The sequence below is a fragment of the Pseudoalteromonas sp. SR41-8 genome (assembly GCF_014163915.1).
In the GTDB taxonomy this organism is placed as follows: domain Bacteria; phylum Pseudomonadota; class Gammaproteobacteria; order Enterobacterales; family Alteromonadaceae; genus Pseudoalteromonas; species Pseudoalteromonas rhizosphaerae.
This window is the reverse complement of sequence record NZ_JACJEE010000010.1, coordinates 124,070-149,099: the sequence shown is the minus strand read 5'-3', so window position 1 is coordinate 149,099 and position 25,030 is coordinate 124,070. Positions and strand designations below refer to the sequence as shown.

Annotated in this window: 24 protein-coding genes; 9 read left to right on the top strand and 15 right to left on the bottom strand. The window is 36.7% G+C overall.

The window, feature by feature from the left end; translation table 11 throughout:
- Positions 1–29 precede the first annotated feature (29 nt).
- The 4 genes from fliD to H5162_RS09175 are packed head-to-tail and all read left to right on the top strand — an operon-like array spanning position 30 to position 4,321.
- A complete protein-coding gene (gene fliD / locus H5162_RS09190; RefSeq protein WP_182734918.1) occupies positions 30–1,448 on the top strand; it encodes a flagellar filament capping protein FliD in 1,419 nt (472 codons plus the stop codon).
- Positions 1,449–1,476: 28 nt separating this feature from the next.
- On the top strand, positions 1,477–1,905 hold the full coding sequence (gene fliS / locus H5162_RS09185) for a flagellar export chaperone FliS (RefSeq protein WP_149981556.1): 429 nt from the start codon (positions 1,477–1,479) through the stop codon (positions 1,903–1,905).
- A complete protein-coding gene (locus H5162_RS09180; protein ID WP_149981555.1) occupies positions 1,895–2,194 on the top strand; it encodes a hypothetical protein in 300 nt (99 codons plus the stop codon). Before fliS ends, H5162_RS09180 begins: the two co-directional genes overlap by 11 nt.
- Before the next feature lie 9 nt (positions 2,195–2,203).
- Positions 2,204–4,321, top strand: a complete 2,118-nt coding sequence (locus H5162_RS09175; protein WP_182778323.1) for a 6-hydroxymethylpterin diphosphokinase MptE-like protein — start codon at positions 2,204–2,206, stop codon at positions 4,319–4,321.
- 4 nt (positions 4,322–4,325) lie between these two features.
- Here H5162_RS09175 and H5162_RS09170 read toward each other — a convergent pair whose 3' ends face one another.
- The 14 genes from H5162_RS09170 to H5162_RS09105 form a co-directional block, all read right to left on the bottom strand.
- Positions 4,326–5,024: a nucleotidyltransferase family protein gene (locus H5162_RS09170; protein ID WP_182731000.1), complete on the bottom strand. Its 699-nt coding sequence runs from the start codon at positions 5,022–5,024 to the stop codon at positions 4,326–4,328.
- Positions 5,021–6,469, bottom strand: coding sequence for a PfkB family carbohydrate kinase (locus tag H5162_RS09165; RefSeq protein ID WP_169019238.1), 1,449 nt, complete (start codon positions 6,467–6,469; stop codon positions 5,021–5,023). Before H5162_RS09165 ends, H5162_RS09170 begins: the two co-directional genes overlap by 4 nt.
- Complete coding sequence (locus H5162_RS09160; protein WP_145239471.1) at positions 6,466–7,521, bottom strand: alcohol dehydrogenase catalytic domain-containing protein; 1,056 nt, start codon at positions 7,519–7,521, stop codon at positions 6,466–6,468. The genes H5162_RS09165 and H5162_RS09160 overlap by 4 nt, the downstream gene beginning before the upstream one ends.
- 3 nt (positions 7,522–7,524) lie before the next feature.
- A complete protein-coding gene (locus H5162_RS09155) occupies positions 7,525–8,373 on the bottom strand; it encodes an FkbM family methyltransferase (protein ID WP_145239468.1) in 849 nt (282 codons plus the stop codon).
- Positions 8,373–10,151 (bottom strand): thiamine pyrophosphate-binding protein, encoded by a 1,779-nt coding sequence (locus H5162_RS09150; protein ID WP_076923528.1) that lies wholly within the window; start codon positions 10,149–10,151, stop codon positions 8,373–8,375. Before H5162_RS09150 ends, H5162_RS09155 begins: the two co-directional genes overlap by 1 nt.
- The gene (locus H5162_RS09145) at positions 10,152–10,922 is read right to left on the bottom strand and encodes an SDR family oxidoreductase (protein ID WP_182778322.1); all 771 of its coding nucleotides are present in this window, start codon (positions 10,920–10,922) and stop codon (positions 10,152–10,154) included.
- On the bottom strand, positions 10,922–11,977 hold the full coding sequence (locus H5162_RS09140) for an alpha-ketoacid dehydrogenase subunit beta (RefSeq protein WP_076923526.1): 1,056 nt from the start codon (positions 11,975–11,977) through the stop codon (positions 10,922–10,924). The genes H5162_RS09145 and H5162_RS09140 overlap by 1 nt, the downstream gene beginning before the upstream one ends.
- The gene (locus tag H5162_RS09135) at positions 11,967–12,923 is read right to left on the bottom strand and encodes a thiamine pyrophosphate-dependent dehydrogenase E1 component subunit alpha (RefSeq protein ID WP_169019240.1); all 957 of its coding nucleotides are present in this window, start codon (positions 12,921–12,923) and stop codon (positions 11,967–11,969) included. The genes H5162_RS09140 and H5162_RS09135 overlap by 11 nt, the downstream gene beginning before the upstream one ends.
- Positions 12,923–13,585, bottom strand: a complete 663-nt coding sequence (locus H5162_RS09130; RefSeq protein ID WP_083707533.1) for a class I SAM-dependent methyltransferase — start codon at positions 13,583–13,585, stop codon at positions 12,923–12,925. Before H5162_RS09130 ends, H5162_RS09135 begins: the two co-directional genes overlap by 1 nt.
- A gap of 7 nt (positions 13,586–13,592) precedes the next feature.
- On the bottom strand, positions 13,593–14,588 hold the full coding sequence (locus H5162_RS09125; RefSeq protein ID WP_076923524.1) for a GDP-mannose 4,6-dehydratase: 996 nt from the start codon (positions 14,586–14,588) through the stop codon (positions 13,593–13,595).
- A gap of 3 nt (positions 14,589–14,591) precedes the next feature.
- Positions 14,592–15,866 carry a hypothetical protein gene (locus tag H5162_RS09120; protein WP_076923523.1) on the bottom strand — a complete coding sequence of 425 codons (1,275 nt, stop codon included), beginning with the start codon at positions 15,864–15,866 and terminating at the stop codon, positions 14,592–14,594.
- The gene (locus tag H5162_RS09115; protein ID WP_076923522.1) at positions 15,866–16,474 is read right to left on the bottom strand and encodes an SIS domain-containing protein; all 609 of its coding nucleotides are present in this window, start codon (positions 16,472–16,474) and stop codon (positions 15,866–15,868) included. The genes H5162_RS09120 and H5162_RS09115 overlap by 1 nt, the downstream gene beginning before the upstream one ends.
- Positions 16,471–17,418 (bottom strand): NAD(P)-dependent oxidoreductase, encoded by a 948-nt coding sequence (locus tag H5162_RS09110; protein WP_145239453.1) that lies wholly within the window; start codon positions 17,416–17,418, stop codon positions 16,471–16,473. Before H5162_RS09110 ends, H5162_RS09115 begins: the two co-directional genes overlap by 4 nt.
- A gap of 68 nt (positions 17,419–17,486) precedes the next feature.
- The gene (locus tag H5162_RS09105) at positions 17,487–18,212 is read right to left on the bottom strand and encodes a cytidylyltransferase domain-containing protein (RefSeq protein ID WP_182778321.1); all 726 of its coding nucleotides are present in this window, start codon (positions 18,210–18,212) and stop codon (positions 17,487–17,489) included.
- A gap of 186 nt (positions 18,213–18,398) precedes the next feature.
- Between H5162_RS09105 and pseI the strand changes: the two genes are divergently transcribed.
- The 5 genes from pseI to H5162_RS09080 are packed head-to-tail and all read left to right on the top strand — an operon-like array spanning position 18,399 to position 23,877.
- Positions 18,399–19,448 carry a pseudaminic acid synthase gene (gene pseI / locus H5162_RS09100; protein WP_182718191.1) on the top strand — a complete coding sequence of 350 codons (1,050 nt, stop codon included), beginning with the start codon at positions 18,399–18,401 and terminating at the stop codon, positions 19,446–19,448.
- Entirely contained in the window at positions 19,445–20,533 is a 1,089-nt protein-coding gene (locus H5162_RS09095) for an FkbM family methyltransferase (protein ID WP_182718190.1), read from the top strand. Before pseI ends, H5162_RS09095 begins: the two co-directional genes overlap by 4 nt.
- A complete protein-coding gene (locus H5162_RS09090) occupies positions 20,533–20,775 on the top strand; it encodes an acyl carrier protein (RefSeq protein WP_145239445.1) in 243 nt (80 codons plus the stop codon). Before H5162_RS09095 ends, H5162_RS09090 begins: the two co-directional genes overlap by 1 nt.
- 2 nt (positions 20,776–20,777) lie before the next feature.
- Positions 20,778–22,361, top strand: coding sequence for a hypothetical protein (locus H5162_RS09085; RefSeq protein WP_169019245.1), 1,584 nt, complete (start codon positions 20,778–20,780; stop codon positions 22,359–22,361).
- Positions 22,351–23,877, top strand: coding sequence for a class I adenylate-forming enzyme family protein (locus H5162_RS09080; RefSeq protein WP_182778320.1), 1,527 nt, complete (start codon positions 22,351–22,353; stop codon positions 23,875–23,877). The genes H5162_RS09085 and H5162_RS09080 overlap by 11 nt, the downstream gene beginning before the upstream one ends.
- A gap of 5 nt (positions 23,878–23,882) precedes the next feature.
- On the opposite strand, the gene H5162_RS09075 is transcribed toward H5162_RS09080, so the two are convergent.
- Positions 23,883–25,019 (bottom strand): Gfo/Idh/MocA family protein, encoded by a 1,137-nt coding sequence (locus H5162_RS09075; protein ID WP_182731005.1) that lies wholly within the window; start codon positions 25,017–25,019, stop codon positions 23,883–23,885.
- Positions 25,020–25,030: the final 11 nt, after the last annotated feature.

Here is a 25,030-nt window from a genome sequence, read left to right as displayed (position 1 = left end):
TTTTTTGGAACAGATAGTAGGAGAGAAGTATGCCACTTATAACATCCGCAGGTATTGGATCTGGGCTGGATCTCGAAAGTATCATTACAGCATCTGTTGATGCCGAAAATGTTCCAAAAATGAATGCCTTTGCAAAAAAGGACAAGTCGTTAGAAGTTGAATTATCTTCAATCGGAGAGATCAAGTCTGCGTTATCCAAGCTACAAGACACAATAAAAAAGCTAGCAGATCCTGATAATTTCAATAAACGTATTGCTAATATCACTCAACCAACAAGTGATGACGGTGATCTCGTCTCAGTTACCCCAACAAAAGATATTACGCCTGGTAATTTTAAAATTGAAGTTGTTGCACTTGCTCAAGGCAGTCGTGCAACTTCAAACGATGCCGTACCTCCTTTGTTTACATCTACTGACGATGTGGTCACTGCTTCTGGAGGCACCTTGTCATTTGCTGCTGGAGACAAAAGCTTTGACCTAACTCTTGATGCGGGTGCGACATTAGCTGATTTGCGTGACGCAATTAATGACTCGGATGATAATTTTGGTGTAACAGCAAATATAATAAATACTGGTACTGAGTCAAAGTTGGTTCTTACTTCGAGTGTGAGTGGCGCTGGTAATGACTTGGTAATTACCAATGATAATGCTGAGCTAGACAATGTATCTACAGATGCTAATGGTGGAGCTTCTGGTAGCGGTGGTATTGGTATAACAGCTGGAAATGAAGCAAAAAGTGCAGTTATAAAAGTAGATGGCATAACAATAACAAATGACACCAATACCTTTAAAGATGCTGTACAAGATATGACGATCACCGCTAAACGACAAAGCGTTGATGGAGAGACTGCAAAGTTAGCTGTTAGCTATGACCGTGAGAGCGTTACAACATTAATTGATGAATTTATTGCTAATTATAACAATGCTATAGGGCAGTTAGGTCTGCAATCGAGAGTCGGTAAACCTTTAAATAGCGATGCAACCATTCGTACTTTGAGCTCGCAAATGGTCAATATGCTTTCTACAAATTTAACGGATGCAGGGCCTTTCACAAGTATTTTCGATATTGGCTTGGGTGTTGATAAGAAAGGTTATCTAGAAAAATCAACTTTAGTCCGCAGTTTAAATACAGCAATGGATGAAAATTTTGATGATATCGGAAAGGCTTTTGCTGGTGAAAATGGTGTTGCTAAACAGTTCGAATCTTTTTTAGATAATTACGTAAGTTCAAAAGGCATTTTAAAGCAAAGAGAAGATAATTTAAATACACAGGTCACTGATTTAGAAGATGATGTACTAAAGCATGAATTTAGAATGACCGAATTAGAAAGTAGGCTTAGAAAGCAATATGCGGGTTTAGATGTGTTACTGGCGCAAATGCAATCAACACAACAGTACTTAGGAGCGCAGCTTGCGAGCTTACCTGGATTTACAAGAAACAAATCATAAATTAATTTTGATTTAAAAGGGTTTTAATATGTATAACGCCAAAGTAAAAAATTATCAGAAAGAAGCACTCAAGACCCGTGTTGCGGGTGCTGATCGCTATGAAATAATTCAAATGTTAATGGCGGGTGCGATTGAAAAAATGGTGATGTCTAAAGTTGCTATTGAAAGAAAACATATGGAAGCGAAGGCCGAACATTTATCTAAAGCGACTGCTATTATTGAAGCCTTAAGGGGCTGTTTAGATTTTAAAGTTGGTGGTGAAGTGACTGATAATTTATATGCACTTTATTCTTATATGATAGATCGCTTAGTTGATGCAACAATAAAAAATGATCCTGCAATTGTTGAAGAAGTATCTAATTTATTAAAAGAAATAAAGTCTGCTTGGGATGCTATTCCTCACGACGTTCGAGAAAAAACACTTAGTGAAAATGGTATAGATGCTAATGTCGGCTAGTTTATTGTCTCAGTTAGCCCCAGATTTGTCTGTAATTAATCAATATTTAGCTGAAGGTGATATAGAGTCAGCTCAAAGCAAGTTACTATTAATTGATAGAACATTGAAAGCACTCTTTGCCTCACCTGAGAACCTCAGCGAAAACGATGTGTTATTTTTATCGGATTTTTCAATCAAATTGAATACTACGGTATTAGAAATAAGCCTCAAAAAACAGCAGGCTGCAAAAGAACTTGGTGTTCATATTAATACGCAAAAAAAAATAAATGTGTATAAAAATATCAAGTAGGTAACCGACATGATAAAGAATATAGATATTAATAACGAGCTTGAGCACATCTCAGAAAAACTTGAAAAAACTATTAAACATCAAGAAAGAGAGGCTATTTTTGCTACAGAAGCAAATGAGCGATTTGAAAAGAATTGGCAATGTTTCACTCATTATTACCCTGAGATTGTAGCAGCTTTATCTAAGCTGCAACTCCGCGATGATTTTTGTATTCATGTCACGCAAAGTGGTCATGGAAATATTATACCTAAAAATGCATTAGCTCCCCTTTATTCTCAAAACCCTCTCGAGCAGAGCCAGGAGCAGGTTAGGCGTCAGATTGAACATCCTGTTTTTAGCTTAACAGATTATACAGGCTACCCAGATAGCAGTTCTGATAAACGTCTTCATACAGAGTATATGGTTAAGCTTGGTCAGTTTATGCGTAAATTGCGCAAGTATGACGAGAAAAAAATAGCCCAATTACCTTGTCACTTCCCATCGGGAATTATTTTTGGAGTGGGATTAGGCTATCACATACCTGAATTATTAAATCATACTGAGTTTGATTATTTATTTATTATTGAGCCAGATATCGAGCAGTTTTATGCAAGCTTATTTTGTATTGATTGGTTTGATGTTATTAAAAAAATTGATGACCAAGGAAACTGCCTTTTCTTTAATCTGGGAGCAGATAAAAACACGTTTATTCAAGATTTAGAAAATGTAGTTGAAGATATAGGAGCATTTTCCGCTGTAAGAAGCTTTTGTTATCAGCATACACCTGGACGTGAAATTAATGAGTTAATAGCCAACTGGGCTGCGGATTATTTTCGTTTTCAAATGGGGCACGGCTTTTTCAATGATGCAATAACTGGGTTTGCACACTCGATAGCTCATATTGAAAGTAATCAGTCTTTTCTTACAAATAAAGCGAGTTTACCTGCTTCGTTATTAGATATACCTGTATTTATAATTGGCAATGGCCCATCTTTAGATGAAGCTGTTGAATATTTGAAAAATAATCAGAATAAAGGGATTGTTGTAGCTGCAGGATCTGCCATTGTTTCTTTAGAGCGATTGGGGATCCAGGCGGACTTTCATGTACTAGTAGAGAGACCTTATGCAAACTACAAAATAGTCGCTGATTCCTTACCGAGCGAAGCGTATAAACGAGTTAATTTACTAGCCGTTAATATGGTCCATCCTAAGACAACCGAGCTATATAAGTGGTCAGGGTTAGCATTAAAAGGGAATGAAGGTGGTACTGATTTCATTAATTTTTTATCATTAAAAAATCGCTCTAAAACACTGCCATTAATTCCATATAGTAATCCACTTGTATCTAATACTGCACTCTCGTTATTTTTAAATTTTGGTTTTAAAAATGTGTATTTATTTGGTGTTGATAATGGAAGCTTACCCACAGGTAAACATCATAGTGATCACAGTTTTTATAAAAAAGATAAAGATGATGAAAAAGGAATCAGTTGTGCACCTGTCACGGAAAAAACTTTACCTGGTAATTTAAGTGATAGCTTTGTTTACACTAATGATTTATACAAAGTATCGCATAGCCAAATAGAAAAGCTGTTGGAAATATTTCCTGCAGTTGATGTATTCAATATTGGTAACGGGGCTAAAATTAAAGGCGCTATTTCATTAGCTGCTGATATATTAATTGATCCAGAAAACAGCTTAGATAAGCCTCCTTTGCTGGAGTTAATCAAGACGCGATATTTTGAAAACCTGAATTTGGATAAATTAAACGATGAAGATTACGAAATACAGCGCTTTATTGATATGTGTGACCATCTGTTAGTTATTAGTAACGAGCCTTATACAACAATCAAAGAAGCTGCAGATTTGCTTAAAAGACAGCAACGGTATGTGTATTCATTTAAAAATTCACCATTAGGTCATATTTATCATATGATGAAAGGGTCATTATTATATTATCACTGCCCACTAATTACATTGCTTTATAGTTATGAAAATGAAACGTTTACATTAGAACAATTTGATGAGCTTTTTTTACTTTGGCAAAATTATATTGTTGATATGAGAGACTACTTTGAAGATAACTACAAAAAGCCCTGTGATTTTCTTAATGATGAACAGCTTAAAATTATGAACCAAGGCTCGTAATCTTTTATACCAGTTTTTGGGCACGCTGATAACTCTCGGGCGTGCCTATATCCATATATTCATTATCTACGATCCACCCTTGCATTTTTCCAATCATGTTAGGCACTATGTCTTTGCTTAAATCATAAAATTTATCTTCTTTTAATTCTTTAAAATACCGCTCATAAACAGAATTAGAAAAAACAAAGAGTGCTCCGCTTGCGATATTTCCGGGAGGGTTAGCTACTTTCTCATGAAATTCATGGATGACATTATTGGTGTCCATAACTACAATACCGCATTGACTCGGTTGACATGAAGTAAACAGTAGTAGTGACACATCTACATTGCCCGGTTTAGTGTTATGAACGTGAATTAAGCCTTTTAAATCACTGAGGCAGAAATTATCAGCATGGATCACAATCACTTGTTCATCTTTCCAAAAGTGAGCATTTTTAATTAATGTGCCGCCAGTACCAAGTAATGTACTTTCTTTAACAATGGTTATTTTATTTCTATAGGGCGATTGGCTGATGTAGCTTTCGACCTGCTCAGCTAGATAATGGACGTTAATTAGTATTTCAGATACACCTAAATTATCTAGCTTCTCTAACCAGTAAGATAGAAGAGGGCGTCCGGAGATTGGCACTAAACATTTTGGAATTGTATTAGTCAAAGGTTTTAACCGAGTGCCTAATCCTGCTGCTAGCAATATCGCTTTCATATATTTTTGAATGACTCCAGTACTCGTTGCTGGAGCGTGTTAAAAGACAGTGGCTGATTTCCTAGTGTATCTACTTGGCAAGCGGCTGCAATACTTGCAATATAAAATGCCTGCCACGGTGTTGCACCTGAGCACAAAGCAAGGCTACTGGCAGCTAAGAAGCAATCACCAGCTCCCGCAGGATCAACCGCATTACGGTTAATCGCAGGAAGCATATCATTTTCCCATTGGCCATTTTGATCTGGTAGATGGATAAAAATACCTTCTCCCGCAAGGGTAATAACCAACGACATCGGATTAGCTTTTTCACACAGTTTTTGCGCTAAAATAGGTAGACCATCATCAATGTTATTCAGAGCAACACGGACTTCTTTTTCTGTTGGTGTTATTAGCATCATATCTTTATAACGGGCAATGTCACCAACTTGAGAAGAGGTTTGGCTGTCTGCGACAACACGTACATTGTTTTCTTTGCATAAAGCAATGACTTTATCGACCAGAGTTTGAGGTAATAATCCATAATTAAAATCAGAAAATACCAGTAAATCGAAGTTGTTAATACTACTTTCAAGTTGCAAGTATAAATCGGTTTGAATTTCTTTAGAAATTTTATGCTGTCGAACTTGATTGACCCTTAGAAGTGTTTTATTCCCAGCTCTATATCGTGATTTTAATGGTGTAGGGCGACTGCCATCATCGAAAAGTATAGTATCAATATTGTATGCGTTAATATGATTTTTTACGTAATCAGCTTTATCATCTTTGCCAAGTACCGAGAAAAGCGTAACTTGATTAGCTCCTAGCCCTTTTATATGACCTGCTGTAATTGCTGCTCCGCCTAAAAATGTATCCGTTCTATCTGGTGTCATCACTATGGTAGGATCCTCCTGAGATAAGCCTACCGCAGTACCTTGGATATATTCATCGACGATTATTTCGCCAATTACAGCAACACGGTTTTCACTAAATTGAGAAAATACCGTGTTGATTGATTGATAATCAAACTGATGCCTTGTTGCATAACTTTGGCATTTTTTGTAATCAAAGTTATGACCATGGCTTATTGTTCTTGTAATATATTGTTCGGAATTAGATTCGAACTCACCAGAGCCAAAAATAAGCTTTCCTCCGTACATTTCAACAAGAGCATGCTCAGGATTGTGCCTACTTTCAAACTCTTTACCTTTCACGACAATATGAGGCTTGAGGCTCTTTACGGTTTCTGCTGGAGTTAAATCTGATAAAAATGCTTCATTCACACATTCGAGGGATTGAACCATCTCTAGGCGATGTTGTTCGTTTACCCGACTCTTTAACCCCATAGATTTGTCGCTGTTAACAGCAACAATTAGTTTATCACCACACTCTTTTGCAAAACGAAGTAAGCGAATGTGGCCAGGGTGTAAAATGTCAAAGTTTCCTTGAACAAGGACTTGCTTATTCATACTTCAATATTCTCAAAAGTAATGATGGCTCTGGTAATTTCTCTTCGTTCGAGCGCCGATATTGCTTCATTGATTTGATTCAAAGAATAGCGATGGCTTATCAAAGAATTAATAGATATTTCAAGTTTTTGAATAATATCTGCAATCGATTTTAAATCTTTGTCTGGGTTACAATTACCTCCCCAAGTTCCAAAAATTTGCTTTCCACAAATTAGTTGATGAGGATCTAACTTTATAAAATCGCCAGTTTTTGGATGTGAGGCAAAATAGCATTTACCGCTGTTATGTATATTATTAAAAGCGAATTCTATGGTTTCACATAGTCCAGCACTCTCAATAGCATAATCAAAGCCGTTAGGGTGTTGCTCTTTGAGTAAAGCTAGGCTTGCTTCTTCATATAAATAAGCTTCATCGGCGCCTAGTTGTAGTGCTAAGTCACATTTAGATTGTTCAATATCTACAACTATGATTTTTTTTGGTCTGAAATGTTTAAGCATTAATAGTGCACTTATGCCTATACCACCTAGTCCGATTAATATCACATTACTATTAGAGTGTGGTTGTATCTGGTTAAGAACCATACCGGCTCCTGTGGGGAGGGCGCAACCGAGTAAAACAGCTAACTCATTTGAAATACCTTCAGGGCAAATGGTTACTCTATTCTCAGATATAACAGAGTACTCTGAAAAAGTCGTAACTGGACCTGCATTGATAATTTGACCCTCTTTGCTAATTAGATGTGTCCCACCGGAATCGATTCCACTGCCTTTTAGCCAACCAAGAACGACACGATTTCCTTGTTTAACCTTGGTAACACTATTGCCAACTGCTATTACTTCACCTACACCTTCATGACCCATTAAGTGGGGCAAATACTTGTCTTCTCCTCTAAGGCCTTTACTCTCCATCAGCTGGCTTCTACACAAGCCAGCCATATGCATTTTCACCAGAACTTGATTATCTTTCAAATACGGTATTTTTAAATCGAGTAGTTGAAGGGGCTGCTCTATATCTATTAATACACCTGCTTTAAAATAAGTTGGAATATTCATATTTTACCAAGGCATCTTATTTTTACTAGAAAGGAAAACACTACCTTCTCTATGACTTAGGGGTAATTCGGCAAGAGAGTTCACTTTTTTCCAATCATTTTTTTGAAGAAAAATATTTAAGCCGACTTGTAAACTGTAGTCGAAAATAGTTTTTGCATTTTTTTCGCCATTAATTTCCATCATAAAATCAATTTTTAAAGCGTCCTCCGAAGAAATTGAAGTTAATACATCTGCTTCTTGACCTTCAATATCAATTTTAATTAAGTCAAATTCTTTAGCTATATTACCTATGTTATTAACTTTAACTTCAAATTTATCTAGCTCTCCATAGGGATTACTTTTTGCGCCGCTCAAATGACTTCCAGTTAAGTTTCCACATACTCGTGTAAATTCAGCTTTGCCATCAAAACTTGCCGCGGCTTCATTTATTGGCTTAATCTTTTTACAATTATTTAATTCTAGGTTTTGTTTTAAAACGCGGAATGTTTCAGGGTCCGCTTCAAAACATGTAACTTGATAATCTAATAAGCTCAGCACTATTGAATGCAGACCGATATTAGCGCCAAGATCTAACACATTCTTATAGTTATTTTTATTTTTCAAGTAAAAGCTTAAAATGATTAGCTCATCAATACCAAACAAATGAGTCGTATTAATATTGCCCATATCGTAATACGGAAGAGAAAATGTAATATTATCCGTTAATAAAAATGTTGGTGTTGATGTCGTGTTATAAGCGCTGGCAATTACTTTTGATAGTTTTTTGTTAAGAAGCTGGTAATCACTGCTTGATTGTACGTGTGATTGTGTATTCCTAGCTAGCATAACCAGCTCTTGGTGTAAGTTTATCATTATAGATTTTCCTTCAAACTGGGTATAAGCATAGCTTTTTTTTGTTTTATGTAAGCAAGTTCAGGGCTCATATTCTCTAATGGATTGCCATACTTGATAATCGGTTCATATCTAAAGTTTGGGTTAATTACTAATTCGATAAGCTTTGGCCCTTCTTGATCCATGCGAAGGTGTAAACGTTCTACTAATAATTTTAATTGCTCATTATTTTCAACTTTTTCAGAGTCGATCCCATAAGCTTTAGCAACTTCAGAAAAATTTATGTGAGGCAAGCCATTATTACAATCAGCAGAAAAATAATTTGAGTCTAGCCAATCATCTTGGGTTTGTTTTATCATACAATGACCACTATTGTTAAATACAATAATAATGACTGGAAGTTTCAAGTGATTTAACGTTGAAAGTTCTTGGATATTCATTTGCAAACCACCATCGCCAACTATACAAAATACTTCTTTTTCTTTTGCTAGGGCAACACCAATCGATGCAGGTAAAGCATAGCCCATGGGGGTATTATTATATGAAGAAATATACTGCTGGCCTTTTTTCTCTTTACCGTAGACAAGAGTTAAAGGTAAGCAAGTACCTGTATCCACACATATATTTTGGTCATCACAGAAAGCACCACTAAACAACTCAACAGCTAAATATGGGTTTACACCACCGTAATTATATTCAGGTATGTAGTTAAACTCTTGTGTGACATCCGTAATATAATTTAGCCACACATCGTTATTTTTAAATATTTCAATTAAATCTTCACAATGCAGTGAAAAAGCATCTAAAAAAACTTGTACAGATACAGGAAATTGATAGTTGATTACTTTGCCTAATTGGGCAAATTTCTCTATTTCATTATGGTCAATATCCACCATTGCGATTTTAGCTTCACGTGCAAAGGTATCTAATTTTGCTGTGGCTTTTGAATCTAGTCTGCACCCAATAGAAATGATAAAATCACAATTTTGTAAAACGATATTATTCCCACGTAAAGAATGAGTTCCAAAATTCCCTAGATTTAGCTCGTCATCATGATTTGCAATCCCTTTGAGCGGCCAAGTCGATAGAAAGGGGATTTTTAGTTTTGTTGCAAGTGAAATTAACCGTTCTGCTGAGTTATGGCACCCAGCACCAAGAATAAATAAAGGTTTTTTCGCTTGTTTTAATGACACTATGAAGTTATTAAATATGTTTTCTTGAATTACTTTATGGTTTACAGTTGATTGATTAAAAGCTTCAAATGGTATTTTTTTTATATCTAATATCTCTCGCTGAAAGTCATCAGGAATATCTATTAACACAGGCCCTGGCCGGCCACTTAATGCTGCTTTTATAGCTTCAGGTAATACAGTGATAATGTCATTAGGTCTTTTTAATTGTATTGCGTACTTTGTTATTGGCTTTGCCATAGAAACAATATCGGTTTCTTGGAAACCATATTGGCGAACCCCTAATTTATGCGATTGCCTAAATGAAGCTACATTTCCAGTTATATGTAAAGTAGCTACAGAGTCAAAGTAGGAGCTTGCGATACCTGTTAATAAATTTGTAGCGCCTGGGCCTGATGTGGCTATAGTCACGCCTAGTACATGGTGTGTTTTTGCATAACTATCAGCAGCCATCGCACATGATTGCTCATGTTGCATTGCAATAGCTGAAAGCGAAGGGTGTTTTTCAATTGAGTCAATTAAATGTAAAGCAGCACCGCCTTGCAGAACAAATACATGCTTGATATCTAATTGAGCAAGGTAAGATGCAATATAATCCGTTAGTTTCATTTATGTATGCTCTTTATTGAGTCTACGCAATTTGTAGATATTTGGGTTTTCAAGAGACTCCAAAAAATCCTCATGAAAAATTTCTTTGGATGCAATGCTATAGTTTCGTCCACTAAACTTACTATTTGCATTATCAAGAAGAAAAATTAAGGAGTCGATGACCAGTTGCATAGACACAAAGTCATTTTCCTCATATCTTCTGGCTGTTTCCTTATATGCTTCCGGCACTATTTCTTTTGCGTGGAGTGTTTGTTGGTGAATAGGTGTATCTACCCAGCCAGGACCAACATTTAGAAAGATTAAATCGGGATATTCAGCAGCTAAAACTTCAGTCATTTTTATTAATGCTACTTTCGCATTTATATAAGAGTTGAACTTCGTCGGGGCGCTATTGACGCCTCCGCCAGCAAAGGTCAGGATTTTGCAGTTTGATTTCATTTTTAGAACTGCTGAACTTAACACTTGCACTATAGATAAGTAATTAATTCTATATGCATTTTCCCAATCGTCATAAGAGCAATCTGATAGAGAACCGATTGGCTCGAGTGTGCCATGAACAAAAATTATACTATCATATATTGAAAAGTTCGTTTTATGGCACCAATCGTCAACGTTTTTTTGTGAGCTAAAATCAACTTTTGTTAGTTCAGCAAAATCTAAGTTTGATTTTCGCCCTCGATAAGTACCGTGAATAATCGTATTTCGGCTTAAGCGCTCAGCAAGTGCTTGCCCAATACCACTATTTATTCCTGTAATTAATACTCGATTCATTAAAACGGGCCTTTAAACCAGTTACCAGGAACATCGTGAGGAAATTCTACATCTTCGGTCATAAATATTTCCCTATCAAGGAGTTCAGATACAGCTTTAGTAATCTCAGTTCTGGTTTTGTAGTATTTTTTTGTTAATCCAAAGCTCGTAGGTTCAGGGTAAGAGGGGAGTGCTATTCGTTTTATTGGTTTTTTTAAGGAAGTAAAGCATGCTTCATATATTTTTGCTGAAATTTCACTAGAGACAGAAAATGAGTTATGTCCTATATCAGTGCATATGCAGGTTTGAGTCTTATTGACCGAGTTATAAATAGTTTGCCAATCAATATTTGTCGGTTCAGATACCTCAATTACCTCGCAGTTAACACCTTGTTTTTTTAGGAAGTTGTGGCAGTGTATGGCTTCTAGGAGCATATAGCTATTAGCGATGATAGTGACATCTTCACCTTCTTTGATGACTCTCGTTGTTTGCATGTTTGAGTTGTAATCGACGCACGTTTCTTTGTCGATGTTTTGGTTATGCAGCCATCGATGTTCAAGGAAAATAGTTGGATTATTATCCATTATACTTTGATAAAGTAGCTGTCCTACATTATCAGTTAAGCTTGGAGTAACAACTTTAAGTCCAGGGATATGTGCAAACCATGATTGCAAGCTTTGTTGATGAGTGGGTCCTTGACCCCAACCCCTACCTATGATTAAACGTATTGTTAAAGGTACAGTCATTTGCCCATTAAACATGTAGTGCCACTTAGCGGCATTATTTACAAGTTGGTCCATGGCAAGCAAGAAAAAATCGACTCGTTGATGGGTCATTAATACACGTGTGCCAGTAATAGCTGCGCCAATCCCCACACCCGTCATTGCATTTTCAGATGTTGGCATATCAAAGACACGGTCTGAGCCAAACTTTGATTGTAAGCCTGTAGTTGTACCAAAAATAGCTTTTGGATCATTAATACCTAATCCCATACAAATCATGCTATCGTCTTCAGCCATGGCACAGTGCTGTGCTTGGTTTATTTCTTCAGCGAATGTTGTTGTTTTATTTTGCATAAAGAAACTCTTCGTTTAACTGTGGATTTGGAAAAGGGCTATTTTCAGCAAAAAGAAAAGCATCTTCTATTTCATTTTTTATTTTGATAATCATTTCGTTATGAGTTTTCTCGAAATGTTGATCTGCTGATAGTTCCGCGAATAATAATTTTAACGGATCTTTTTCAAGCCATGTTTTGACTTCACCTGCGGCTCTGTAGTTTAAGTCATCATCAAAATTAGGACCGCAATGCTCTCTGTGACGATATGTATCAAGCTCTAAGAGTGCTGGGGCATTATTCTTTCTAATATATTCAATAGCACTCTCAACGGCATGGGTTAGTGGTATTAGAAGATTTCCATCAGCGTGAAAGCTTTCAACTCCAATTGATTGCGATAAATCCGTAATGCTTCTATTAACCGGCTGGCGAACTTCTAATGGGCTATACACTGAATAGCGGTTATTCTCACATATGAATAATATAGGAAGAGATTTAACTGCTGCAAAATTTAACGACTCGTAAAAAGCGCCTTCTTCCGTTGCACCGTCACCAAAATAACTTACGGTCAAAAAATTGCTATTTTGTAGTTTTTGACTTAGCGCACTGCCAACCGCCAGTGGTATACTATTACCCACAATTGCAGTGCTAGCTATAAAACCGCAATCCAAGTCTGTTAAGTGCATAGAGCCACCTCTGCCACCTGTGCAGCCTGTCGCCTTGCCATATAATTCAGCTATCATTTTCTTTAATGATCCGCCTTTGGCTAGATAGTGGGCATGTGCTCTATGTGAACTGAAAGCCTTATCATCTTTAGATAAAAAATTAGAAACAACAACAGGTACTAGCTCTTGACCTATTGACAGATGTGTTGGGCATCTCATTTCTTGCTCAGGGTAGCGTAAGGCTATCATTTCTTCTATTTTTCGAATTCTTAATGATTCGAAATATGCATCAAGTTTTTTCATTAGGGTATAAACCAATAAAAATCGCCAGTGTAGCCTGTATCTTTGAAAAACTCTTTCCACTGATCAACATGCATCATTGTTTTGGCTGTTAGATTCCAGGCTTCCATGCGTTCTTTTTCTTGTTCATTTCTATATGCATCAACAGTAATAAATGCTTTAGCTTTAGAAACTCGCTCTATTTCTTGCAGTGCTTTTGCACAATTATTAAGATCTAAATTATGAATAGTGTTAATTGATATTACAGTATCAAAACTATTGTCTTCGAAAGGTAATTTAGTAGCGCAACCTTGTTGTAATAAGTGCTTTACTTCCTGTTTGGCATTGTCTAATGCGTAATGGGATATATCTATTCCACTTAATGTCATTGTTGGTAGCTGTTGTAAAATATCATAAAGCATAAATCCTTTTGCACAGCCTACGTCTAATAAACTGCTATTTTCTTGCAGGCCAAAGTGCGTAATAAAGTCAGGCACGACTGGCTGCCAAAATCTTGAATGATAGTTAAAACCACCATAGCCGTGCTCTCTATCACCATCAAAGAATTCCTCGTCAAATTGGCGCGCTATAGCTCTAACTGCTTCACTTTTGGCTTCTAATCTACCAGAAAGATCACGCTTAGACTTAGGGTAATTTTTTAGTAAATCTATTTCTTGTCCTATCATGATTACCTCAAGGTTTGTGAATATAGTCATGTTCTTGCTTGGCGAGTACATCTAAATTTTGCTTCATCCAATAAATTGTTCGTTCTAAGCCGTTTTCTAATGAAATAGAATCTTGCCAATTTAGCTCGGAGCGAATTTTTTTTGTGTCTAATAAATATGCTGCATCTTTTCCTAATCGATCTTCAGTCGATTGGCACACTTGTTCAAATGGGAGCTTAAGCATATTGCAGATTGTTTCAACGAGTACTCGAATAGAGATCATTTGCTCTGTTGAAATATGGTAAATATCACCATTTTTACCCTTTTCGCCAATAAGTTGTGTCGCTGAAGATACATCGTCAATATGTATAAATGATCGTGTTGAATGCCCTCCGCCATGCAGCTGTAATTTTTTGCCTAGTAGGGCATATAAAATAGTACGAGGGATTATGCGATAAAGCTGTTGGCCTTCACCATAAACATTGGCAGCTCGTGTAAATACCACTGGAAAGTCATAAACATCTGCAAATGTATGTAGACTCATATCTGCAGCAGCACGGGAGACTGCATATGGTGTACTGGGTTGATAATTAGTATGCTCTGGTACTAATCCGTTACAACTACCATAAACTTCGGGAGTTGATATATGGATGTATTTTTCAAGGAAATCTAATTGTCGGAGAGAATTGTGTAACTTGATCGTTGAAACAGTGTTAGTCATAAACCAATGTTCAGGATGTTGCCAGCTTTGACCAACCATGCTTTGTGCAGCAAAGTTATAAATTTTTTTAATTTTTTTCTGTTTAACAATATCAATAATTTTTTGCAGATGATGATTTATATCCAGTTGGCTAAATTGCAATTTATCTGCATTTTTTTGCCAACTATATGGTAGTAATGCTGAATTAGGTTCTGATGAGCGACTAACAGCAACAATTTGCTGATCATTTTTTAGCATATGCGCACAAAATGATGCCCCTGAAAATGAATTGCTTCCTAAAACTAAAATTGATGAGTCATTCATAGTTTAGATTGCCGCCTTATTTATTTTATTCTCAAGAAGAGAAAATTGAGTTTGAATATTTTCAAATGAATCATCCATCCATGCATTTATTTGAAATTCATTATCATTAAAGTAATGATTTTTTCCAACTTCAAAGCCGTGCATGCTATTTGTTCTGTCTGATAGATTTGGAATATCATTCGAACACCATCTAAAAATGATTGAGCGAGCCCCTTCAAGATAGCTAATCGGATAAAGAGGACCACTGTCAACACCCATATTTATATACGCTTCATGGTATAAGGCGAGCCTGATACTTAAATCTACAGCTGCAAGGGGATACGTTGTAAGCGATTGATATTTTTCTTCAAGGGGCTCACTTACTTTATAAGTATCTCTAATAATTAGCGGAAAGTATTCATTGAGGTCTAGTGATAATGCAAAATCAAGCCATGCCGTTGTATTGCTATTTCTGTGCTCGGAATTTGCCCAATATTCTCTCAATGTAATTGTTATTAGCTTTTTTTTGCCCACGTTATGTCTTATGAAGTCATTAACAATAGTATAAGCTTGTTGTGGAGGTGCTAAGTTACTTAATTTAATATTTTGCTCGGCATAAGATTTTAATAATTTAAAATCTCCAGCTGCTTGTCTAGGGTTTTGAAAGTAGTTATTTGGATATATGCTAGGGTTCAAGCTTTTATAGTATACAAGGCTACTTTGCGAAATCGGCTGATCAATACCTATGCATGAGGCAAGACAATTAAACATGGGTTTAATAACCTTTTCGATACGCCATTTAGCATCAACGTTATCGTGATATACATTTAATCCTGGAGTATCGTCACTATGGCTAGGGATAATTACAAATTGAATATTTTTTTTATTTTGTTTTTTTCGTTCTATTTCAGCTAAAACGATAAAAGTAGTTACATCAAAGCAGGGCAAATTATAAGAGAGATCATAAAAAGCATATAACGTTGATTTAGTATCAATATCAAATTGCATTTGTATACAAGGAATGAGCTTACCGCTCATGTGGTTAAAAAAAGAACATTGATTAGTGGTAATACCAATTTTATTTAAAGATTGTAAGATATCAAAGACAAATTCAGAACAAATTACTACTTGGAGCGTTTGTTTTTTTTCTAGTTTTGATAATTCTTCTAATGATTTTGCAGGCGTGCCTTTGTATGATTCGCCACCATTTGTACAAGCAAAAATATTATTGTCAGTATTATATTCTGATCGGATAAACATTTCTGTTGAGGCTGTAATTCCGTAGACAATGGTGGTCATTAATTAGCCTCACGTAATGCATTGTATAGAGCTTTCATTAAGATATGCCCGACAATAACTTGAGTATCTTCTGATATCTGCATATCTTGGACTTCGAAATGGAAAACTTGGTCAAGCATCGGCTTAACTTTACCGCCAGAAAATCCTAAAATGCCCACTGTTTTCATGCCAATGTCGAGTGCTTGTTGAGTCGCTCTAATTATATTTTCAGAGTTACCGCTACCAGATAAAACAAGTAAAATATCATTGCTGTTTGCTTTAACTTTTAGCTGATGTGCAAAAATATTTTCATAACCAATGTCATTGCCTAGGCAAGTTAAAACAGAGCTGTTTGCTGGTAATGCTTCAACTTTTAATGCATTACCTTCTGGGCTAATACCAAATGTAAAGTCATTTGCAAGGTGGATTGCATTTGCTGCTGAGCCGCCATTGCCACATAAATATAAAGTGCCGTTATTTGCCTTCATAGTAAGTAAGGTATCAACAAGACTCTTAACTTGTTCACTATCTAACTGTTTTAATACATCCGTTAGGGTGTTCACATAGTTTGTTGTCAGGTTTTTCACTGAATCCTTGGCTATAGTGGTTGCAGATTGGTTGTTAGTCATAAAACTTCTCTTTGCATCCATTTAAGGTTGTAAAAATGGTCTTCATCTTTAAGTAAGTCTTGTTTGTAAGCTGTAATAATTTCGGTAATGGCTGTGTCGACATTTTTATTGGGTGTAAAACCGGTAGATAGTAACTTATCTGAATTAATACGGTAACAACGAGGGTCATTTGAAGGAGTAACCTCAATCTCACATGCTATTTTAGCCTGTACCATTTTTGCTATATCCATAATTGAGATATTTTCAAACCCTGCATTAAAGACACCAGAGACTTTCTCTGGATTATCCAGCATATAAATATAGAGATCAGTAATATCGTCAATATGAATATTTGGTCTGACTTGATCGCCGCCAAACACTGTGATTTTTCCATTTTTTAGAGCTTGCATTGTCAGCATATTGACAGAAACATCTAAGCGCATTCGTTTAGATAAACCGCATACAGTTGCTGGGCGTACAATTTGTACCGCCATGTCGTCGGCATAACTAAGAAGTACACGCTCTGCAACCATTTTCGTTTTGTTGTATTCAGAAATAGGCTCAAGCGTTAAGTCCTCAGTTACTTGCTCTTCATCTTTAACGCCGTATACGCTACCCGATGACGCATAAATAAACTGTTTTATTCCACAGCGCTTTGCTTTATCGGCTAAGCGCATAGTTGCTAACGCACTCACTTCCCATGTTAATTTAGGGTTTAAATCACCACAGGGATCGTTTGCGATAGAAGCAAGATGAATAATAGAATCCACACCGTCTAAGTTAATCGTATCAGTGTCGCGTACGTCACCTTTAATGACTGAGAGGTTGTCATGAGAGGGCAAAAAATTACCAAACCATTGGATGTCAAACGCGATTACGCGATGGCCTAAAGCCAGTAGTTTTGGAACCAGTACAGTTCCTTTATAGCCAGTTGCACCGGTAACTAATATTGTTTTTGGATTCATTTAATATTCTCTAATTCTTTGGTAGTCATAAATATAATGTTCAATGACATACAATTATTATGCCTAACTTAAGTAGATTTTTGCTCTACATGTTTATTTATATCGGTGATGTGAGGGTTTTCCTTTAATGTTTTTATTAAATCATTATAGGAAAAATCTACTTTATTCAAAAAATGCTCATAAACAGCGGTAATTGCTTTGTAATCGTCTGGTTCATCAAGTGTTAGGCGAAAGTGGCTATAATCTTCATACGCACTGAATGTGTGAGTCGTTATAGTCTTAAATTTTGCCATGCCTAACGTAACATGCTCACGATCGTCCGGTGATGTTGCTTTTAGATGGGTATTCTCTAGTAAATCAAATGAAAATGCGCAGCAGTCAAGTCCTCTAGGGTAACCACTATGAGGACCTAAATTAACCATGTCATAGGTTTGAGTCACTCTTTCATTAATCACTTTGTTACATAGCTCTTCATCAATCAGTGGACAATCACTCGTTAGCCTAACTATGGTTGTAGATGATTGAGCATTATAATGTTTAGCAGCCAGATAATAGCGGCTTAGTACGTCTTGTGTATCCCCTTGGTAGGTTTTAATATTCAGCTGTGTGCATAAATCCAAGATAGGCTGCTCAGTGCCATCATTAGTTGTTGCGACAATGATTTGATCGTGCCAGTTTGGTAAGCGTTCAAGCATAATTTGTAACACTGGTTTGCCACACAGCGGCAACATCACTTTGGCAGGCAATCTGGTTGATGTCATACGTGCTTGAATTATTATTAATACATCAGACATGGTCACTGGTAATCGTAATTATTATTGAGATAAATATAGCAAATCATTACACTCTTGCACATAACTTAAAAGTTAAAATCCTTTTGGATCAATATAGTTTATCAAATTGTAAGCTATTGTAGATAATTAGGTATGAAATTTGCTTTGATTTAATGATTTTTTGACAGTGCAATTTAAGGGGCGCAAATGGCGTTTAATTCTGAAATTACCATCGATGGTAGAAAAATTGGGCCAGGTCATCCTGTGTATATTATTGCCGAAATGTCAGCAAACCATGGTCAAAATTTAGAGCAGGCGAAAGCGTTAGTTAGAGCCGCAAAAGAGGCCGGAGCTGATGCGATAAAGTTACAAACTTACCGCGCAGATACTTTAACAATGGATTGTAAATTACCGCATTTTGAAGCAACAGGTCCATGGCAAGGACAATATTTATATGATTTATACGAAGGGGCATATATGCCATGGGATTTTCACGCCCCTTTAATTCAGCTGGCGAATGAAATCGGTATCACTATTTTTTCTTCACCATTTGATGATTCTGCAGTCGATTTATTGGAATCTTTTGATTCACCTGCATATAAAATAGCTTCGCCAGAGTTGATCGATCATGACCTCATTCGAAAAGTTGCTGCGACTGGAAAGCCGGTGATTATGTCAACAGGTGGAGCAACGCTTGCTGAGATTGACGAAGCTGTGAAAGTTGCTCACCAAGCAGGAGTAACAGATTTAGCTATATTGAAATGTACAAGTAGCTACCCAGCTCCCCCGCAAAGCATTAATTTAAAAACAATCCCTCATTTAGCAGATGTTTTTAAAGTACCAATAGGCTTATCGGATCACACATTAGGTAACCATATACCTGTCGCCTCTGTAGCTATGGGGGCGACAATTATAGAAAAGCATTTTGTGATGAGTAAAGAAGATGAAACGGCTGATAGCTTTTTTTCCATGACACCAGATGAACTGGAAGATTTAGTTCAAGGAGTTAGGCAAGTTGAGTTGGCTATTGGCAGTGTACATTTCCCTAGTGAGCCCAGTAAAGCAAGGCGTTGCCTATTTGCAGTGAGGGATATTGCTGCTGGTGAAGTTTTGAACAAAGAGAATGTGGTCAATCTAAGGCCTGGTGTAGGTGAGCTGATGCCAAAGGATTTAGGATTTATAACGGGCAGACTCGCAACGAAAGCGATTAAAAAAGGTATGCCTTTGACTTGGCATCACGTTGGAGCGATTAAATGAACTATCTAATTTACGGAGCGGGTCATTTTGGAGAATGTTTTTATAGAATTTTAGTAAAGCAAAAGCTACAAGTTAATGGGTGGATCGATCAACGTTTAGTTAGCCAGATGAAGTATAATTTACCTATTTTTGATGAGCATACAGCTGATCGTAATATGACAGTCATTGTTGCTGTAACGCCGTTAGTTAACTCTAATAGAGGGCAAATCAAAGAGCGCCTACAAGAGCTCGGTTATAATAATGTTCTTGGCTTTTTTGAGGCTGCACGAGAGTTCCCAGAAGTGTTTAAGGAATATGCACAGCTAGAGCATTTATGGATGCGCACAAGTCATCATGATATGTTGAATTTACCAAGTATTAAGTGGTTACGAGCGCGTTTGGGGGATGATAAAAGTAAAAATATATTAGATAAATTGTGTGCTTTTAGGGCATCCCTTTCTATTGATGACTACCCTGAACCGGATAGAAAAATTGAGTACTTCCCAGATGATATACCTTTCAATTTTCAATCACCAATTCGTTTTATCGATTGTGGTGCTTATACTGGGGATACAGTAGAGGCGTTTGTAGAACTTCATAAAAAAAATATTATAACACTTGAGCATATTTCCTCATTTGAACCCGATACAAATAATTATCAAACACTTACAAATACACAAAACAGGCTAAAGAAAAATAATCCTGAAATTTCTTTTCAAGCATTCCCTTCGGGGGTTTGGAAATGTGTTGATTTACTTAATTTTAATCAAGGGCAAACAAGCTCCAGCAATATTATACAAAGTGAAGTTATAAATGATTCTTCAGTATCTGTTGTTGATTTAGACTCAACTTGTCAAGCTATGGATATAAACTATATAAAAATGGACATAGAGGGGGCCGAATTAGCTGCTCTTGAAGGTGCCAAAAGTTTAATTCAAACCCAACAGCCTGTGCTAGCTATTTGTGTTTACCATAAACCGAAAGATTTATGGGAACTCCCTCAATTTATCGATCAATTGCAGCCTAATTACGATATGTATTTACGAGTACATGAACATTTAGGGTTAAGCACCGTTTTGTATTGTATTCCAAAAGGTTCTCATTAATGAAAAATCAACTTATTAACTTTTTATATCAGTTTTTTACAGACAGAGGTTGCGCTGTTGATATTGATAATATTTTAGAGCTTTCATTCAAGGATGATATAGCTTTGGATTCATTTGAGGTTCTGACATTAGTAATGCAGATTGAATTGACTTTCGGTATAAAAATTGAACCTCAGGAATTGCTTGATCCAAAGACGAATTATGTGAGTGGATTTGTTGATATGGTTATGGCAAAGCAATAATTATGTTTGCAATTCGTATCACTAATAAGCAAGACAATGGCATTGGTCATTTAATGCGAATGAAACATTTGGCTTCTGCATTAAAACAGCATCAATTAGGTGTCCACATAATTCTTGATGATTTATGTCAGTTTAGCCAAACGCTGTATGCAGATTTTAAAGTGGCTGATGTTCATTGGCAAAATTATGAAGAGGACGCACTTTTAACAATTAATTATATGCATCAGAATAGTTTATCGCATTTAATAGTTGATAGTTATACTTTACCGCACGAATACGAGCAGTTGATAAAGAAATCCGGTTTTACCTTAACCGTTATTGATGATAACGAGCGGCAACATACTTGCGATTTTTTGATTGATTATAAATGGGTAGGACCGAATACAAAGAGCCGTTATGAATCGCTAGTACCGACTGATTGCGTTCGTCTTTTAGGCCCGAATTATTGTATTTTAGATCCCACATATCGTACCGTTGAAAAGCACTCTTCGGAGTCAGATCTTCCCGTTCGAGTTTTATTTTCATTAGGTGGCGGTGGTGATCTTTTTATTCTAAAAAGAATCTTTGATGGATTACCAAGAGCCATTCAAGCAAATGTTCTTTTTGATATAGTGGTAGGTCCCTATGCAACGAATAAAGATACTATGTATGCTATTGGGCAAGAGTTTCCAAATATTAATATTTTAGAGAATGTAACTTGCCTGAAAGAGTATTATGAAAGAGCCTCACTTTTTGTGGGTGCATTAGGCACCTCTTTTTATGAATGTGCTGCGACTAAAACACCAGCGATTACTTTTTCTCTTGAGGATAACCAGACTAATGATATTGATATCTTGGAATGGTTAGGTCACTACCTCCATATTAATGATGTTTCTATTGATGATTTTTTGCGATTAGGAGAGTTAATAGATATCGCTCTTAGTCAATTACCAAGATTACAATTGCTGGTAGCCAAAAGAAAAGTATCGGTTGATGGCGAGGGGGCACGGCGAATAGCTAAAGCTCTTGTCGGTGAGAAGATATCAACAAATTGTTTTGCTATTGCTGAGCAGCACTGCGAAGTAAAGACTGAATTAACAGATAATTTGGTTGTTTGCCAAGTTGATGATACCCATATAAATAGTTATTTATCGGCTAGAAACTTACCTAGCAATAGCGTGAGAATGACTGTGCAGAATGCTATTAAGCCATTGGAACATTATTTATGGTGGTTTAATCAATCACGTTTTAACTTTGTGATTACAGAGCGAGAAGGCAGTAGGCAATCTCAAAGTTTGTATATCTGGCATAATTTATATAAAGATAAGTATTTATATGGCGGCTGGTTTTCTTGTAATCAAGATCTTTCCTTGCCCATAGCTATGATCGCCTTACAATGGCAACTTGAGTTTTGTAAAGCGAGTCATCCCAATGCTATTTGGCTTGCGGTGATCCACAAAGACAACAAATTTGTAAATTTGCTAAATCGCTATATGGGATTTGTGGCAATACCAATACATTCAAAAGAATATAAAGTAACGCAACAGTTATTTCCTTTGGCCGATGAGAAGTTTAATTTTGTAATGTGGGACCCAAATGCACAATAAAAATATATACCAGCTTGTTCAATCACATACGGTTACTCAACCTGAGAAAATTGCGTGTATATATCAACAGACCCAAATTAACTACCAACAACTAATAAATAAGGTGGATTCTTTAGCTGCTGGCCTGACTCAGTTAGGAATTAAGCAAGGACATAAAGTTGCGTTATTTTGTCCAAATAACCTCGAGTTTACATATTGTTTATTAGCTGCGGCTAAACTGGGTATTGCGCTTGCGCCATTACCACTAACTCTCAAAGGACAGGCTTTATCAAAAGCGTTACAAGTAGCTGATTGCGAGTATGCTATAGCATGGATAAGTGTAGCTGAACAACTTGTTAATAATGATGTTTTAGCTACCGACAATATAATTACGATAGGTGGCAATAGTGATAACTTGATTGATTTGGTCAATGTAATGTCTGCATCCACGGCGCAATATGATGAGTTTCCAGTAGAAAATATCAATTTACCTTATATTCTTACCATGACTTCAGGTTCTACTGGTCAACCTAAGCCAATAGTATTTACTCAAACGACTAAAATTGTTCGCGCATTTGATGCGACGGCTCAGTATTACCAATTAGATAAAAGCGATGTTGTGTTGGTTTCAACACCTTTATATCATTCACTTGCACAGCGCTCTTTACTGATGCCACTAATGTTGGGCGCAAGTGTAGTTATTTTACCCAAGTTCTCAGTTAATGCTTGGCTTGATGCAATCAATACTCATAAAATTAGTTTTTTATTTGCTGTTTCAAGTCAACTAAAGGCCTTGATCCCAGAGTTAGCAAAAGCGCAGTTAACAAGCTTGAAGTGTGTTGTATCATCTTCTGCAACGCTTGAAAGCGACGACAAAAAGTCACTGTTATTAGCCTTGAATTGCCGTTTTCATGAATGTTATGGGGCATCAGAAATGGGGGTGATCAGTGATTTTGATATAACCGAGCCGAATGTACCGATCAATAGTGTAGGTAAGCCTTTACCAAATCTGAAAATAAAAATATGTGATGCTGAACGTAATACTTTGTCTAATGGTAATATCGGTGAAATAGCTTGTCGCTCACCAACTGCGTTTGCACAATATTATAACTTACCAGAGCAAACTGCGCAGAGTTACGACAGTGATGGTTATTTTTTTACTGGTGACCTTGGTTATTTGGATGATGATAATTATCTTTATTATGTTGGTCGAACAAAAGAAGTTATTAAATCGGGCGGGATCAATGTTTACCCGAGCGATATTGAGTTGGTAACTAATTACTTACCTTGGATTGCTGAGTGTGCGGCTTTTGGAGTAAGTGATGATAAATTTGGAGAAGTCATTTTATTATCTTTTGTTTGTAATGATACTGCGCCAGTGAATGCAAAAATGCAGTTGCAAATGCATTTATTCAAAGAACTTACTGACTATCAGCAACCGCGAATTTTGTTTGAGATGAAAAGACTGCCAAAAACCGAAATGGGTAAAATCCATAAACCGAGTATCAAGCAGGCATATCTAGAGAGTTGTAATTAAGCATATTACACGCTTTCCCAGCCAAGTGTTTGTGTCGAACGTTTAGCAGCAGCAAATAACTTTAAGCCATCTGCGGCGTGTTCTAAACCAAATACGTATGGTTGGTTATTTTCTTGCCCTAGTTGAAAACATTGTAAATCTTCAGCGATGTCGCTGTATAAGTTTGCAAATGCTTCTACAAAACCAGTGGGGTGGCCTGGTTTCATGCGGTTATATCTAAATTGGTGGGCGTAGTCGCACTGACCCGCTCGGTCTAATATCTCTCGCCTACCATCATTAAAATTTAGTTCTAACTCATCGGGGTTGAGCTGTAACCATTTAGCACTTCCGGTATCTCCATACACTCTGATCTGTAAACCGTTACGATGACCAATAGCCGTTTTTGACATCCACATGCTGCCTTTGACGCCACTGGCATACTTTACTAGCATTTGTACGTCATCGACTAAATTAGCATATTGAGAGTGGTTACTAAATTCAGCTAATGTGTGAGTTGGTTCCTCACCCAATAAAAAGCTACTTAGGTGATGAAGGTGAACACCTAAATCTAAGCAAATGGTTGGTACTTCAGCATCTCGCAGACGCCACGCCTGCGGTTGTGATGTTTTTCCCGCGATATCGGGGGGGCGGCGAAAGCCTTCTTGCGGCATTTCTAAGTGAATTTTTTGAATTGTTCCCAGCTTTCCTGAATTTATTAAATGCTTTAACTCACGTACCATTGCATAGCCACTGTAGTTAAAAGTAACAGCTAAAAATTGTTTCTTTGGATCATAATAAGGGCGAAGAGTTGCAATTTCTCGTGGTCCACAAACCATCGCTTTTTCACAGATTACGGGTAATTTTTTTTCGAATAAATACTGTAAAACTTCTAAATGATGTGGTGTTGGAGTGAGCACTACAAAAGCATCAATGTGACCCTTTTCAGCTTCGACCATTTCTTTCCAATCTGCGTAAACACGTTCTGCTGGGATCCCCCAATGAATACCTGTAGCTTGATTATTTTCTTGATTACGACAAAAGGCACCGGCAACAACTTGAAATTTATGATCCATGTGAGCTGCGCAAAAGTGCACATAACCAACAGCTGACGTGTTACCCCCGCCAATAAAAGCAAGTTTGAAAGTCGGGTGAGTTTGTAACATAGTTGCCTCAA

Excerpts from the sequence above, each read along its gene's own strand:
- fliD (WP_182734918.1), top strand. The coding sequence starts at position 30 with ATGCCACTTATAACATCCGCAGGTATTGGATCTGGGCTGGATCTCGAA.
- fliS (WP_149981556.1), top strand. The coding sequence starts at position 1,477 with ATGTATAACGCCAAAGTAAAAAATTATCAGAAAGAAGCACTCAAGACC.
- H5162_RS09180 (WP_149981555.1), top strand. The coding sequence starts at position 1,895 with ATGTCGGCTAGTTTATTGTCTCAGTTAGCCCCAGATTTGTCTGTAATT.
- H5162_RS09175 (WP_182778323.1), top strand. The coding sequence starts at position 2,204 with ATGATAAAGAATATAGATATTAATAACGAGCTTGAGCACATCTCAGAA.
- H5162_RS09170 (WP_182731000.1), bottom strand. The coding sequence starts at position 5,024 with ATGAAAGCGATATTGCTAGCAGCAGGATTAGGCACTCGGTTAAAACCT.
- H5162_RS09165 (WP_169019238.1), bottom strand. The coding sequence starts at position 6,469 with ATGAATAAGCAAGTCCTTGTTCAAGGAAACTTTGACATTTTACACCCT.
- H5162_RS09160 (WP_145239471.1), bottom strand. The coding sequence starts at position 7,521 with ATGAATATTCCAACTTATTTTAAAGCAGGTGTATTAATAGATATAGAG.
- H5162_RS09155 (WP_145239468.1), bottom strand. The coding sequence starts at position 8,373 with ATGATAAACTTACACCAAGAGCTGGTTATGCTAGCTAGGAATACACAA.
- H5162_RS09150 (WP_076923528.1), bottom strand. The coding sequence starts at position 10,151 with ATGAAACTAACGGATTATATTGCATCTTACCTTGCTCAATTAGATATC.
- H5162_RS09145 (WP_182778322.1), bottom strand. The coding sequence starts at position 10,922 with ATGAATCGAGTATTAATTACAGGAATAAATAGTGGTATTGGGCAAGCA.
- H5162_RS09140 (WP_076923526.1), bottom strand. The coding sequence starts at position 11,977 with ATGCAAAATAAAACAACAACATTCGCTGAAGAAATAAACCAAGCACAG.
- H5162_RS09135 (WP_169019240.1), bottom strand. The coding sequence starts at position 12,923 with ATGAAAAAACTTGATGCATATTTCGAATCATTAAGAATTCGAAAAATA.
- H5162_RS09130 (WP_083707533.1), bottom strand. The coding sequence starts at position 13,585 with ATGATAGGACAAGAAATAGATTTACTAAAAAATTACCCTAAGTCTAAG.
- H5162_RS09125 (WP_076923524.1), bottom strand. The coding sequence starts at position 14,588 with ATGAATGACTCATCAATTTTAGTTTTAGGAAGCAATTCATTTTCAGGG.
- H5162_RS09120 (WP_076923523.1), bottom strand. The coding sequence starts at position 15,866 with ATGACCACCATTGTCTACGGAATTACAGCCTCAACAGAAATGTTTATC.
- H5162_RS09115 (WP_076923522.1), bottom strand. The coding sequence starts at position 16,474 with ATGACTAACAACCAATCTGCAACCACTATAGCCAAGGATTCAGTGAAA.
- H5162_RS09110 (WP_145239453.1), bottom strand. The coding sequence starts at position 17,418 with ATGAATCCAAAAACAATATTAGTTACCGGTGCAACTGGCTATAAAGGA.
- H5162_RS09105 (WP_182778321.1), bottom strand. The coding sequence starts at position 18,212 with ATGTCTGATGTATTAATAATAATTCAAGCACGTATGACATCAACCAGA.
- pseI (WP_182718191.1), top strand. The coding sequence starts at position 18,399 with ATGGCGTTTAATTCTGAAATTACCATCGATGGTAGAAAAATTGGGCCA.
- H5162_RS09095 (WP_182718190.1), top strand. The coding sequence starts at position 19,445 with ATGAACTATCTAATTTACGGAGCGGGTCATTTTGGAGAATGTTTTTAT.
- H5162_RS09090 (WP_145239445.1), top strand. The coding sequence starts at position 20,533 with ATGAAAAATCAACTTATTAACTTTTTATATCAGTTTTTTACAGACAGA.
- H5162_RS09085 (WP_169019245.1), top strand. The coding sequence starts at position 20,778 with ATGTTTGCAATTCGTATCACTAATAAGCAAGACAATGGCATTGGTCAT.
- H5162_RS09080 (WP_182778320.1), top strand. The coding sequence starts at position 22,351 with ATGCACAATAAAAATATATACCAGCTTGTTCAATCACATACGGTTACT.
- H5162_RS09075 (WP_182731005.1), bottom strand. The coding sequence starts at position 25,019 with ATGTTACAAACTCACCCGACTTTCAAACTTGCTTTTATTGGCGGGGGT.